The 13,261-nt window shown below is 64.3% G+C and carries 13 protein-coding genes; 6 read left to right on the plus strand and 7 right to left on the minus strand.

Translation table 11 applies throughout. The features are described 5' to 3' along the window. Window positions 1-29 precede the first annotated feature (29 nt). The 3 genes from ACF8Q6_RS09665 to ACF8Q6_RS09675 are packed head-to-tail and all read right to left on the minus strand — an operon-like array spanning window position 30 to window position 5,653. The gene (locus tag ACF8Q6_RS09665; protein WP_392492400.1) at window positions 30-3,176 is read right to left on the minus strand and encodes an efflux RND transporter permease subunit; all 3,147 of its coding nucleotides are present in this window, start codon (window positions 3,174-3,176) and stop codon (window positions 30-32) included. Window positions 3,177-3,192: 16 nt separating this feature from the next. Next, on the minus strand, window positions 3,193-4,407 hold the full coding sequence (locus tag ACF8Q6_RS09670; protein WP_392492401.1) for an efflux RND transporter periplasmic adaptor subunit: 1,215 nt from the start codon (window positions 4,405-4,407) through the stop codon (window positions 3,193-3,195). Further along, a complete protein-coding gene (locus ACF8Q6_RS09675) occupies window positions 4,400-5,653 on the minus strand; it encodes a TolC family protein (protein WP_003250472.1) in 1,254 nt (417 codons plus the stop codon). Before ACF8Q6_RS09675 ends, ACF8Q6_RS09670 begins: the two co-directional genes overlap by 8 nt. A 262-nt stretch (window positions 5,654-5,915) precedes the next feature. Between ACF8Q6_RS09675 and aroQ the strand changes: the two genes are divergently transcribed. Together aroQ and ACF8Q6_RS09685 are read left to right on the plus strand one after the other, a co-directional pair. Then, entirely contained in the window at window positions 5,916-6,365 is a 450-nt protein-coding gene (gene aroQ, locus ACF8Q6_RS09680) for a type II 3-dehydroquinate dehydratase (RefSeq protein WP_014753781.1), read from the plus strand. Continuing rightward, window positions 6,362-7,210, plus strand: a complete 849-nt coding sequence (locus tag ACF8Q6_RS09685; RefSeq protein ID WP_392492403.1) for a shikimate dehydrogenase — start codon at window positions 6,362-6,364, stop codon at window positions 7,208-7,210. Before aroQ ends, ACF8Q6_RS09685 begins: the two co-directional genes overlap by 4 nt. A gap of 118 nt (window positions 7,211-7,328) precedes the next feature. Here ACF8Q6_RS09685 and ACF8Q6_RS09690 read toward each other — a convergent pair whose 3' ends face one another. Together ACF8Q6_RS09690 and ACF8Q6_RS09695 are read right to left on the minus strand one after the other, a co-directional pair. After that, entirely contained in the window at window positions 7,329-7,844 is a 516-nt protein-coding gene (locus tag ACF8Q6_RS09690; RefSeq protein ID WP_392492413.1) for a thioredoxin family protein, read from the minus strand. A 10-nt stretch (window positions 7,845-7,854) separates the two neighbouring features. After that, a complete protein-coding gene (locus ACF8Q6_RS09695) occupies window positions 7,855-8,130 on the minus strand; it encodes a DUF2790 domain-containing protein (protein WP_004573749.1) in 276 nt (91 codons plus the stop codon). Between the two features lie 220 nt (window positions 8,131-8,350). On the opposite strand from ACF8Q6_RS09695, the gene ACF8Q6_RS09700 reads away from it, so the two are divergent. From ACF8Q6_RS09700 to ACF8Q6_RS09715, 4 genes are all read left to right on the plus strand, one after another. Further along, window positions 8,351-9,091 (plus strand): response regulator, encoded by a 741-nt coding sequence (locus ACF8Q6_RS09700; RefSeq protein WP_003250463.1) that lies wholly within the window; start codon window positions 8,351-8,353, stop codon window positions 9,089-9,091. Beyond that, entirely contained in the window at window positions 9,088-10,374 is a 1,287-nt protein-coding gene (locus ACF8Q6_RS09705) for a HAMP domain-containing sensor histidine kinase (protein ID WP_012052931.1), read from the plus strand. The genes ACF8Q6_RS09700 and ACF8Q6_RS09705 overlap by 4 nt, the downstream gene beginning before the upstream one ends. Window positions 10,375-10,537: 163 nt before the next feature. Next, entirely contained in the window at window positions 10,538-11,155 is a 618-nt protein-coding gene (locus ACF8Q6_RS09710; protein WP_221100224.1) for a ferric reductase-like transmembrane domain-containing protein, read from the plus strand. A 14-nt stretch (window positions 11,156-11,169) separates the two neighbouring features. Continuing rightward, complete coding sequence (locus tag ACF8Q6_RS09715; RefSeq protein WP_233690507.1) at window positions 11,170-11,658, plus strand: DoxX family protein; 489 nt, start codon at window positions 11,170-11,172, stop codon at window positions 11,656-11,658. Window positions 11,659-11,691: 33 nt separating this feature from the next. On the opposite strand, the gene ACF8Q6_RS09720 is transcribed toward ACF8Q6_RS09715, so the two are convergent. Continuing rightward, window positions 11,692-12,387 carry a DUF2063 domain-containing protein gene (locus ACF8Q6_RS09720; protein WP_161773425.1) on the minus strand — a complete coding sequence of 232 codons (696 nt, stop codon included), beginning with the start codon at window positions 12,385-12,387 and terminating at the stop codon, window positions 11,692-11,694. Further along, window positions 12,380-13,213 carry a DUF692 domain-containing protein gene (locus ACF8Q6_RS09725; protein WP_014753786.1) on the minus strand — a complete coding sequence of 278 codons (834 nt, stop codon included), beginning with the start codon at window positions 13,211-13,213 and terminating at the stop codon, window positions 12,380-12,382. The genes ACF8Q6_RS09720 and ACF8Q6_RS09725 overlap by 8 nt, the downstream gene beginning before the upstream one ends. Between the last annotated feature and the right edge of the window lie 48 nt (window positions 13,214-13,261).

The following is a 13,261-nucleotide window of genomic DNA, read 5'->3' on the forward strand; positions in this document are numbered from 1 at the left end:
TGTCGGGGCTGCCTTGCAGCCCCACGTGCTCAGCCTTCCTGCTGCTCATCCCGCCGATACGCCCACTGATACAACGCCGGCAACACCAGCAACGTCAGTGCGGTAGACGACAAGATCCCACCAATCACCACCGTTGCCAGTGGCCGCTGCACCTCTGCCCCGGTCCCGGTGGCCAGGGCCATCGGTATGAACCCCAGCGAGGCCACCAGCGCCGTCATCAGTACTGGCCGCAAGCGGGTCAGCGCCCCCTCCTCGACCGCCGCCCGCAGCGTGCGCCCTTCCTCGCGCAGCCCGCGGATAAAGGCAATCATCACCAGCCCGTTCAACACTGCCACTCCCGACAATGCAATGAACCCGACGCCGGCAGAAATAGACAGCGGAATATCACGCACCCACAGCGCCAGCACCCCGCCGGTCAGGGCAAAGGGGATGCCGGTGAACACCAGCAGGCCATCCCTGAGGTTGTTGAACATCATCAGCAACAGCGCCATGACCAGCAGCAACGCCACCGGCACCACCACCTGCAGGCGCTCGGCTGCCGACTGCAACTGTTCGAACTGCCCTCCCCAACGCGTCCAGTAACCCGGTGGTACCTGCACCTGGTCGATCAGGGCCTGCTCAGCCTCTTGCACAAACGAGCCCAGGTCGCGTCCACGCACGTTGGCACTGACCACCACCACGCGCTTGCCATCTTCGCGGCTCACCTGATTCGGGCCCAATTGCAGGTTCAGCGTGGCGACCTGCGACAGCGGGATGAAACCGATTTGCCCGGCCCCCTCAGCGGCACTGGCCGGAACCGGAATCAGCAGGCTGGCCAGCCCGTCGACATCGGTACGCAAGGTCTCCGACAGGCGCACGACCATGTCGAAGCGGCGGTCGCCTTCATACAGCGTACCGGCGGTGCGGCCGCCCACGGCAATGGCGATGGCATCCTGCACATCGCCCACATTCAGGCCATGACGGGCGGCCTTGTCACGGTCGATGTCGATGGTCAGTACCGGCAGGCCCGTCGTCTGCTCCACCTTCACCTCGGACGCGCCCGACACCCCTTGCAGGCTGGCAGCGATCTGCGCGGCAGTGCGGTTGAGCACCTCCATGTCGTCACCAAACAGCTTCACCGCCACATCACTGCGCACCCCTGAAATCAGCTCGTTGAACCGCAGCTGAATCGGCTGCGACAGCTCGTAGTTGCTGCCCGGCACACTGGCAGCGGCGCGTTGCACCTGGGCGATCAGTTCATCCCGCGGTTTGCCCGGGTCAACCCATTGTTCGCGCGGGCGCAGCATCACGTAGGCATCGGAAATGTTCGGCGGCATCGGGTCGGAGGCAATCTCGGCAGTGCCGGTGCGGGCAAACACCCGCTCCACCTCCGGCACCTGGGCGATGATCGCCTGCTCCAGGCGCTGTTGCATGTCCACCGACTGCGACAGGCTGGTGCCCGGCACGCGCAGGGCCTGCAGGGCGAAGTCACCCTCGCTGAGGCTGGGAATGAACTCGCTGCCCATGCGGCTGGCCATCACGCCCGACAACAGCACCAGGGCGGCGGCGGCGGCACATGCCAGTTTGCGCCGGCCCAGCACCCAGGCCAGCACCGGGGCATAGCGCTGCCGTGCCGTACGCATCACCAGGCCTTCCTCTTCCTTGACCTTGCCGGTGACGAACAGGGCAATGGCTGCCGGAACGAACGTGACCGAAAGGATCATCGCGCCCAACAGGGCCATGACCACGGTAAAGGCCATAGGGTGGAACATCTTGCCCTCGACCCCGGTCAGGGCAAAGATCGGCAGGTACACCACCATGATGATCAACTGCCCATAGATCAGCGGCCGGCGTGCTTCGCGGGCAGCGGCAAACACCTCATGGAACCGTTCGCCGCGGGTCAGCATGCGACCGTGGCGCTGCTGGGCATGGGCCAGGCGACGGATGGCGTTTTCCACGATCACCACCGCGCCGTCGACGATGATGCCGAAGTCCAGCGCGCCCAGGCTCATCAGGTTGGCACTGACCTTGTTGCTGAACATGCCAGTAAAGGTGAACAGCATCGAAAGCGGGATAACCATGGCCGTGATCAGCGCAGCGCGAATGTTGCCGAGGAACAGGAACAGCACGGCAATCACCAGGATCGCACCTTCGATCAGGTTCTTCTTCACCGTGGCGATGGCTTTCTCCACCAGGTTGGTGCGGTCGTACACCGTCACGGCGACTACGCCCTTGGGCAGGTTGCGATTGATCTCGACCAATTTTGCAGCGACCGCCTGCGACACCGTGCGGCTGTTCTCGCCAATCAGCATGAACACCGTGCCCAGCACCACTTCCCGACCGTTTTCGGTGGCTGCCCCCGAGCGCAGCTCTTCGCCAAGGCCAACCTGGGCGACATGGCTGACGCGGATCGGCGTGCCGTCGACGCTGGAGATAACGATGTTGGCAATGTCTTCGGCCGAGGCCACCTGGCCTGGCGCGCGAATCAGCAACTGCTCGCCATTGCGCTCGATATAGCCAGCGCCAATGTTGGCGTTATTGCGCTCCAGCGCTGCAATCAGGTCGTTGAGGGTGAGCTTGTAGGCCGCCAGGCGCTTGGGCTCTGGTGCAATCAGGTATTGCTTGGCATGGCCGCCAATGCTGTTGACCTCGGCCACACCCGGTACATTGCGCAGCTGCGGCTTGATGATCCAGTCCTGAATCACCCGCAGGTCAGTTGGGGTGTAAGGTGTACCGTCTTCCTTGAGCGCCCCCTCCTGGGCTTCCACCGTCCACAGGAAAATTTCCCCCAGCCCGGTGGAGATCGGCCCCATGCCCGCCTCGATGCCCTCAGGCAATTGCTCGCGGGCCACCTGCAGGCGCTCGTTGACCAGTTGGCGGGCGAAGAAGATATCGGTGCCATCATCGAAAATGACCGTGACTTGCGACAGGCCCGAGCGCGACAGCGAGCGGGTCTGCTTGAGCCCTGGCAGGCCAGCCATCGCGGTCTCGATGGCAAAGGTGATGCGCTGCTCGGTCTCCAGCGGCGAATAGCCGAGGGCGGCGGTGTTGATCTGCACCTGGACGTTAGTGATGTCCGGCACAGCATCGATCGGCAGTTTCTGGTAGCTGTGGATACCCACCGCGGCCATCAGGACCACGGCCAGCATCACCACCAGGCGCTGCTCGATGGCAAATTGAATCAGGCGTTCGAACATGCAGGTGTCCCCGTGATCAGTGGCTGTGCTCGGCCGAGCCCTTGCCCAGTTCCGACTTGAGGACAAAGCTGCCGGCGGCCGCAACCTGAGTACCGGCGGCCAGGCCGCTGGTGATTTCCACCTGGCCAGCATCGCGACGGCCAGTCTTCACCGGGCGCGCCTCGAAGCCTTCCTCCGTGCGGGCGAACACCACGGTCTGCGCCTCCCAGGTTTGCAAGGCGCTTTCCGGCACCGCCACGGCGGCATCGAAGCGGTCGACGCTGACAGCCACATTGACGAACAGCCCGGGGCGCCAGGCGCCATTGGGGTTGGCCAGAGTGGCACGCACAGTGGCGGCACGGTTCTGCTCGCCGAGCAGGCTGCCGACGTAGTTGACCTTGCCCAGAACCTGGGCGCCCAGGTCCGGCGCACTGACCGTGACTTCACGGCCGGTCACCACCTTGCCCAGGTCACGAGGGGCCACGGCGAAGGTGGCCCACACCCGGCTCAGGTCGGACAGGGTGAACGCGTTGCTGGTCTCGTCGACCACCTCGCCCACGGTCAGGTGCTTCTCCACGACGACCGCATCGAAGGGGGCGCGCAGTTCATAGCGGTTGCCGGCACCGGCCGGCCCCACCGCTGCGACCTTCTGCCGAGCATTGGCCAGGGCGATCTCGGCCTCCTGCAACGCCTGACGTGCCTGCAGGTAATCCTGCTCGGCGCTGATTCGCTCCTGCCACAGCTGTTGTTCCCGTTGAAAGGTCAACCGCGCCAGTTCCAGGCGACGTTGAGCGGCCTGCTGCTCACTGCGCAGGTCGGAGATCTGCTGGCTGGCAATCACCGCCAGTACCTGGCCGCGCTTGACCGCCTGGCCCAGCTCGGCTTGCACCGCTTCGACCACACCCGGCACGCGGGGTACCACATGTGCGGTGCGGTCCTCGTCAAAGCGGATCTCACCCGGGAAGCTGATGGCGGTGCCCAGCTCACGGGGGCCTGCGGCAGCCAGTTGTATGCCAGCCGATTCGATCTGCGCGATAGACAGGTGCAATTGGCCTTCTTCTTCGCCGTGCCCCTTCTCTTCATGGCCTTCGGCGGCCTGCGCTGCAGCATGGCCGTGGCTGTCTTCACCATGGTCGTCATGGGGGGCTTGAGCCTTGGACGCCTGGCCGAGGTTGCCGGTCCAGGCCAGGCCCGCGAGGCCAAGCGCAGCAATGGCGGCAGCCAGAAGGGCTAGCTTGCGTGGGTTAGTCATTGTTGCTCCTGCTATTGGGTTTGTTGCTCACGCCATCGAGATCGCCGTAGATCCGCTCCACTTGTGCACGCGCGTCGGTCGCCGAGGCCAGCGCCTCGAGGTACAGCCCGCGAGCCTCGATCAGCGTGCGCTGGGCGTCGAGTACATCGAGGAAAGCGAACTTGCCCATTTCAAAACCGCGGGTGGCGGTGTCCACGGCCTGCTGCGCAGCAGGCAGGATGGTGCGGTCATAGGCTTCAACGTCCTGCATCGCCGTCTCCCACTGGCTGATGGCACTACGGGTTTCACTGCGCAGACGCAGCGCCACGGCATTGCGCAGGTCGCGCGCCTGGTCGGCGCGGCGCGCAGCTGCCAGAACATTGCCCTGGTTGCGGTCGAACAGCGGCAACGGCATGGACAGGCCAACCACGTTCACTCGCTCCCGGTCTTCGCGGCTGTACTGGCTGCCAAGGCTGACGGTGAGGTTGGGGATACGCTGGGCTTTTTCCGCCCCCAGGGAGGCGTCGCCGCGCTCGACCTGGGCAGCGGCCAGGCGCCATTCGGCAGTCTTTTCGACCTGGTCAAGCAAGGTGTCGGCACCCGGCGCAATGCCTGGCGAAAGGTTGGCTGCCTGCAACCGGTCGAAGCTTGCCAGCGGGCTGCCCGTCAACCGGGCCAAGGCCTGGTAGGCCACGCTGCGCTGGGTTTTCGCGCGGCGCACTTCGGCCTGGGCCTGGGCCAGTTGCACCTGGGCACGGGTGGCCTCCACCGGTGATGACTGGCCTGCCGTAACCCGCCCTTGCACCACCCGCAGACCTCGTTCAGTCAACGCCTGCGACTGCTGAGCCAACTCCAGCGCGGTCTGTGCACGCAAGGCAGCGTGGAAAGCCTGCACCACATCGGCCCGCAGGGCGTTGCGCTGGCGCTCCAGGTCAAGCTGGGCAATGGCCTGGCCGGCACCCGCCACGGCGAGACGCGCGCCGCGCTTCCCGCCCAGTTCCAGCGGCTGGCTGAGGGTGACGGTGGTTGTGCTGGTGTCGCGGCGGGTGTCCTCGACCTCCCAGGCCAGCTCCGGGTTGGGGAGCAGCCCGGCCTGGCGCCGTTCGCCATCGGCAATGCCAATTTCACGGCCGGCTGCAGCCAGCTCCGGGTTCTGGGCGAAAGCGGCGGTAAGCGCCTGGGGCAGGCTCAGCACCTGGCTGGCCTGGGCGCCGGTGGCACTGGCCAGCAGCAGACAGAGCAAGGCGATCTTGCGGGGGATGGGCACGAAACAGTCCTCTGGGCGAAGCATTGGCGAGGGACTGTAGAAAGGGCTGGTTATCGGGGCGGTGGCGGCAAGATTACAATTTTGTAATGACGCCCTGCGGTTCGTTGCAGGGGCAGCTTTGCACGGCTGGGTACAGGGCATTCAACGCCCAATAAGTTCGATAATCGCCCACTTTCCCGATGCGACGATCTTGGCCAATTGACGGAACTAACCAGTCAGTACAAAACTACGTGCATTCAACAACAACAAAGCGATGCCCGTCATGAAGCCCCTTATTCTCGTGCTCAACGGCCCCAACCTGAACATGCTGGGCACCCGCGAGCCTGCCCAGTACGGCCACGAAACCCTCGCTGACCTGGCTCAGGGATGTGCCGACACTGCCCACGCCCACGGCCTGGAAATCGAATTCCGCCAGACCAACCACGAAGGTGAACTGATCGACTGGATCCACGCCGCCCGTGGCCGCTGCGCCGGCATCGTGATCAACCCCGGCGCCTGGACGCACACCTCGGTCGCCATCCGCGATGCCCTGGTGGCCAGCGAACTGCCGGTGATCGAGGTGCACCTGTCCAATGTGCACAAACGCGAGCCGTTCCGTCACTTGTCGTTCGTATCGTCCATCGCCGTCGGTGTCATCTGCGGCCTGGGCAGCCACGGCTACCGCATGGCGCTGAGCCACTTCGCCGAGCTGTTGCAGGAGCGTGTGGCATGAGCCAGCAAGCCATCCTCGCCGGCCTGATTGGCCGCGGCATCCAACTGTCACGTACGCCGGCCCTGCACGAACACGAAGGCGACGCCCAGGCCCTGCGCTACCTGTACCGGCTGATCGACGCCGACCAGCTGCAACTGGACGACAGCGCCCTGCCCGGCCTGCTCGAAGCCGCGCAACGTACCGGTTTCACCGGGCTGAACATTACGTACCCGTTCAAGCAGGCGATCCTGCCGTTGCTCGACGAACTGTCCGACGAGGCCCGCGGTATCGGCGCGGTAAATACCGTGGTGCTCAAGGACGGCAAGCGCGTCGGCCACAACACCGATTGCCTGGGCTTTGCCGAAGGCTTGCGCCGTGGCCTGCCCGACGTTGCACGGCGCCAGGTGGTGCAGATGGGTGCCGGTGGCGCTGGCTCGGCCGTGGCCCATGCCCTGCTGGGTGAAGGGGTAGAGCGGCTGGTGCTGTTCGAAGTGGATGCGACCCGTGCGCAGGCGCTGGTGGACAACCTGAACGCCCATTTCGGCGCGGAGCGCGCCGTGCTTGGCACCGACCTGGCCACAGCACTGGCCGAAGCGGACGGGCTGGTCAACACCACGCCGGTGGGCATGGCCAAGCTACCGGGCACGCCACTGCCGGTGGCGTTGCTGCATCCCCGCCTGTGGGTGGCAGAGATCATCTACTTCCCGCTGGAGACCGAACTGCTGCGCGCGGCCCGGGCACTGGGCTGCCGCACGCTGGATGGCAGCAACATGGCGGTGTTCCAGGCGGTGAAGGCATTCGAGCTGTTCAGCGGGCGGCAGGCGGATGCGGCCCGGATGCAGGCGCACTTTGCCAGTTTCACCTGATAGAAAAGTGTTGGCTTCTTCGCGGGCACGCCCGCTCCCACAGGTACTGCGCAAACGTTACTGATTGCACTCTCCCTGGGGGAGCGGGCATGCCCGCAAAGAGGCCGGTACAGGAGAATCACCCTTGCTCATCCAGCAACGCCTGTATCACCTGTTCCTGCCCGCCATAATCCCCCTCGCCAAAGTGCACATGGCGCACCTGCCCCTTGCGGTCGACAAAGTAATGCGCCGGCCAGAACTGGTTGCCCCAGGCATTCCACACCTTGTAGTCGTTATCTACCGCCACCGGATACCCGATACCCAACCGGGCTACCTTGTCCCGCAACGTGTCCACATCATGCTCGTAGTCGTACTCGGGCGTGTGTACCCCCACCACCACCAGCCCTTGATCGGCATAGCGCCGCGCCCACTCATTCACATGCGGCAGGCTGCGCCGACAGTTGATGCAGTCCCAGGTCCAGAAGTCCACCAGCACCACCTTGCCCTTGAGCCCCGGGGCATCCACGGGCGGCGAATTCAACCACTGGCTGGCGCCTGACAGCGACGGCATGGCGCCGTAGCTGTCGCGTGCCTTCAGGTGCCCAGCCAACCCAAGCCCCATCAGCGCCAGCGCAAAACCACCTGCCTTGAGCATCCGGTGCCGATCAATTGTCATGGCAACCGCCCGTGGCGTAGGTGCGGTACTGCACGCTTTGCCGCTGGCCATGGGAGTCAAGGTAGTCCATTCGGGTGTTCACCAGGCCGCAGGCGTTGCTCTGATCGTCCTGCACCGACAGCACTTTCTTCACATCCAGAGGCTCACCGTAGCGATACTGCATGACCCCACCATCCTGCATCGGGGCAGTGGCGGCCTGGGCAGCGATGGCGCCGAAGCTGAGCACGGCGAACAGGCTGGCGCTTGCGATAGTCTTGACGTTCATGGCATCTCTCCTGGGTAACACTTGGGGGTGGGGAGTGTTGCTCCCCGGTCGAGAGCCATTTCACGTCAGCCAGGTATCCCGCATGTGTCTCCCAACGTTGTGATGTGCGTCCTGCTGTATCCCTACCCGTGCCAGATACACTGCAATACAAACTCCCGCAGGCAAGGGCGAACGCGCTCGGTACACTGCGCCCACCCCCCTTTGCACAGGAACCCAGCGCATGGAACATGTCGATCACATCCTGATCGTCGACGACGACCGCGAGATCCGCGAACTGGTCGGCAATTACCTGAAGAAGAACGGCCTGCGCACCAGCATCGTTGCAGACGGCCGGCAGATGCGCGCCTTTCTCGAAGCCAACAGCGTCGACCTGATCGTGCTCGACATCATGATGCCTGGCGACGACGGCCTGCTGTTGTGCCGCGAGCTGCGCGCCGGCAAGCACCGCAATACGCCGGTGCTGATGCTGACCGCCCGCAATGACGAAACCGACCGCATCATCGGCCTGGAAATGGGCGCCGACGATTACCTGACCAAACCGTTCTCGGCCCGCGAACTGCTCGCCCGCATCAACGCCGTGCTGCGCCGCACACGCATGCTGCCGCCCAACCTGACCATCAGTGAAAGCAGCCGCCTGCTGGGTTTCGGTCAGTGGCGCCTGGACACCACCGCGCGCCACCTGCTCGACAGCGAAGGCACCCTGGTGGCCCTGAGCGGCGCCGAGTACCGCCTGCTGCGGGTGTTCCTCGACCACCCGCAGCGGGTGCTCAGCCGCGAACAGCTGCTTAACCTGACCCAGGGCCGCGAAGCCGACATCTTCGACCGCTCCATCGACTTGCTGGTCAGCCGCCTGCGCCAGCGCCTGGGTGACGATGCCCGCGAGCCCAGCTGCATCAAGACCGTGCGCAGCGAGGGCTACGTGTTTTCGCTGCCGGTGCAATTGCTCGAGTCTCCCTCATGAAATGGCCGCGCACCCTGGCCTCGCGTCTGGCGCTGATCTTCTTCACCGGCCTGGTGTTGGCTTATGGTCTGTCGTTCGGCCTGCAGGCCTACGAGCGCTATATCAGCAGCCGCTCGATGATGCTCAGCAACCTCGAACAGGACGTGGCGACCTCGGTTGCCATCCTTGACCGCCTGCCCGCAGCCGAGCGTGCCGCCTGGCTGCCACGCCTGGAACGGCGCACCTACCGCTATCGCCTGGACCAGGGCCTGGCAGGCGAAGCGATGCCGAGCAGTGACCCACCGATGGCCGCCGCGTCGATCGTCAAGGCCATTGGCAGCGACTACCGCCTGACCTTCCTGGAAATCCCGGGGCCCAATGCGCACTTCCAGGCGCACCTGAACCTGGCCGACGGCGCGCCACTGACCATCGACGTGACACCCGCACCGGTCCCGGTAGCCCGTTGGTTGCCCGTGGTGCTGCTGATTCAGCTGGCTGTGCTGTTGCTGTGTACCTGGCTGGCGGTACGCCTGGCCATCGGCCCGCTAACCCGTCTGGCCCAGGCAGTGGACAACCTCGACCCGGACCAGCCCGGCGTGCAACTGGATGAAAGCGGCCCACGCGAGGTGCGCTACGCTGCCGTGGCCTTCAACGCCCTGCAGGCGCGCATTGCTGCCCACCTCAAGGAACGCATGCAGTTGCTGGCAGCCATTTCCCACGACCTGCAAACACCGATCACTCGCATGAAGTTGCGGGTCGAAGTGATGGATGAGGGGGTCGAAAAGGACAAGTTCGGGAGCGACCTGGATGAAATGGAACACCTGGTGCGCGAAGGCGTGGCTTACGCCCGCAGCATGGACAGCAGCACCGAAGCAACCTGCCGGGTCAACCTTGATGCCTTTCTCGACAGCCTGGTATTCGACTACCAGGACAGCGGCGCCCAGGTTGAACGCCACGGCAGCAGCGGGACTCTGCTGGAAACCCGCCCGCATGCGCTGCGCCGGGTACTGGTGAACCTGGTCGACAACGCCCTGAAGTTTGCAGGTGCTGCCGAGCTGCAAGTGTCACGCGAGGGCAGTACCACCATCATCCGCGTGCTCGACAACGGGCCAGGGATACCCGGTGACGAGCTGGATGAAGTGCTCAAGCCGTTCTACCGGGTGGAAGGTTCACGCAATCGCAGCACGGGTGGCACCGGCTTGGGACTGGCCATTGCCCACCAGCTGATCCAGGCCATGGGGGGCCGGCTGACCCTGAGCAACCGCGAACAGGGCGGATTGTGCGCGCAGATCGAACTCACCTGAAGTGCGATCGTTGGCAGGAACGGCCTTGGATCTCGATCGGGCCGTTCCTGTAAAACGCGCGGTCGCCTCTACAAACAGATACACAACTGCATCCCCCTGACACACTGCAGATACCCCGCCTCGAGACACTCCCGGTCACACAACCACACCCCGGGAGTCCCTGATGAAAGCCCTCACCTTGCCCTCCGGCTGGAAGCTGTTCGCCGCCCTCGCCGGCCTGACCTTGGCGATGACCGCCATAGTCCTGGCCAGCCAACCCGACCCAGACGGCTTGCGCAGTGCCATTCGTGCCACCGCACGCAGCTCGTTCGCACTGTTCCTGCTGGCGTTCCTGGCCTCGTCGCTGGTGACCTTGCTGCCTGGCACATCAAGCCGCCGCATCCTTCAGGAGCGACGCTACCTGGGGTTGGCATTCGCGTTCTCCCACACCGTTCACGGCGTGCTGATTTATCGCTACGCCCAGCAATTCCCCGAGCTGTTCTGGGCCGGTCGCACACTGACCTCCAGCCTGCCCGGCACAGTCGGCTACCTGTTCTTGCTGCTGCTCACCGCCACCTCGTTCAAGGCCCCCATGCGGCTGTTGGGCGGCCGTGCCTGGCAAGCGCTGCACAGCAGCGGCATGTGGGTACTGGCTGCCGTGTTCTGCCTGTCATTCTACAAACGCATCCCTATGGGGGGGTGGTACCCGCTGGCGTTCGCCCTGATGTTCAGCGCCATCGCCGTCAAGCTCACCGCCAAAGTGGCCCGTAAACAACGCCGCACCACCCGCGCCCTTGCCTGAAGAGAGCACCGCACATGACGACCTTGACCCGTACCCTGACCACCGTTGATCGCCTCGGCAGCTGGAGCGCCGACTTGCCATTACGGGTATTTCTGGCCTGGGAGTTTTTCGAATCCGGCCTGGAGAAATTCAACGGCAGCAACTGGTTCGCCGACCTGCAGTCCAGCTTCCCGTTCCCCTTCAACCTGCTGCCCGCAGAGCTGAACTGGCAGCTGTCGATGTGGGCCGAGTTGGTGCTGCCGTTGCTGCTGTTGCTGGGCCTGGGTACCCGGCTGGCATCATTGGGTTTGATGGTGGTGACCGTTGTAGCCATAGCGGCAGTGCACTGGCCGGCGCACTGGTCGGGCCTGGCGGAGCTGGCCCAAGGCTATACCATTACCGACCAGGGCTTCGGCAATTACAAGTTGCCGCTGATCTACCTGGTGGCGTTGCTGCCCCTGCTGCTCAAGGGCGCCGGGCGCCTTAGCCTCGATCATTGGCTTGGCATGCGGTTCGGCAGATGAGGATCGGGGGCTGCTGCGCAGCCCCCAATGCCTTCAAACGGTTCCGACAATGACACCCTGCTCGCGCAATGCCTCCAACAATGCCAACCCTTGCTGCACATCCCCGCCCAACGCCTGCAGCCGCTCTCTTCCAGTCCCCTGCTCCACCAGCAACCGATACGCCATAGGTGCCAACCGGGCAAAGCGCACCTGCAACCGGGCATCGCGATAAACCAGCAGCAAGCTCGGCGATACTGGGGCAGCCGTTGGCTGGTAGTCCACGCCAATGCTTTCCACCGGCCAACGATAGGCCAACACGCGCGCCACACAAGACAACAACGGCTCTCCCGCCAACAGGTCACCACCCGGGTCATGCGCCGGGTCCTCGGCATCGCTCAGGTACAGTTGCGCCTCGACCCACTCATAGTGCGCCAGCTCCAGCTGCCAAGGGGTGTCCAGCGTCACATGTTGCAGGTAGTCGACGAACGTCTCGGCAATTTCGGTAAACAACGGCGTCTGGCAACGGTAACTGGCGTAAAAATCACGTACTCGGGCGTGCCAGCGCTGCTCGCCCAACGCCTGGCGCATGACCGGGAAGCTGCCAGCCAGCAACCCTTCGATGGCACCATAGAACAATTCACGGTAAACCTTCAGGCGCCGGGCCTCGACGCCGGGCGGCGGGGCATGGCGCTGTGGATCGCGCAGGTGACGGGCCAAGGCATACTGCTGCGCACGCAGGGTCTCATTCATCTGCTTGCCCTCCGGCAGCGCTTTGCACAGCACGCATACGCGCCGTCTCGGCCAACAGTTCGGCCAAGGGCGGGTAGTTGAAATCACGCTCAAGCACCGTCGGCTTTACGCCAAAGCGCACGCAAGCGCTGGCGTACAGCGTCCAGACATCCTCCTTCACGGCGGCCCCGTGGGTATCCACTTTGAGGTCAGGCGCTTCATCGTAATGCCCGGCAACGTGCATCCCGGTTACGCGCGCTGGGGGCAAGCCTGCAAGGAATTGCTGGGCGTCGTAGCCATGGTTGCAGGCGTTGACATAGACATTGTTGACGTCCAGCAGCAGGTCACAATCCGCTTCTTCGAGCACCGCCTGGATGAAGTCGAGTTCGCTCATCGCCTGATACGGCGCGGCGTAGTAGCTGATGTTCTCCACGGCAATACGCCGCTCCAGCTGCTCCTGAGCCTGGCGTATGCGCGCGGCCACATGGTGTACGGCTTCATCGGTGAACGGGATGGGCATCAGGTCGTACAGGTGCCCGTCATCACTGCAGTAGCTCAGGTGCTCGCTGTACAGTCGCACCTGGTATCGATCGAGAAACTGCCGGGTCTGCTCAAGGAAATGGCGGTCCAGCGGGGCACTGCCACCCAGCGATAAAGACAACCCATGACAGGTGACAGCAAAGCGCTCCGCCAACTGGGCCAAGCCCTTGCCATAGGCGCCGCCCACGGCAATCCAGTTTTCCGGCGCACACTCGAGAAAGTCCACTGCACCCGCCTCCATGGCCAGCAGTTCCGGCAACAGGCCGCGACGCAAGCCTAGCCCGATGTTCAACATCGCAGGAAACATAAAAGTTCTCCAACAAGCACAACGCCCCACCTGGCCAGCAGGAGGAGC

This window comes from Pseudomonas sp. GLN_2 (assembly GCF_043106005.1).
GTDB lineage: Bacteria > Pseudomonadota > Gammaproteobacteria > Pseudomonadales > Pseudomonadaceae > Aquipseudomonas > Aquipseudomonas alloputida.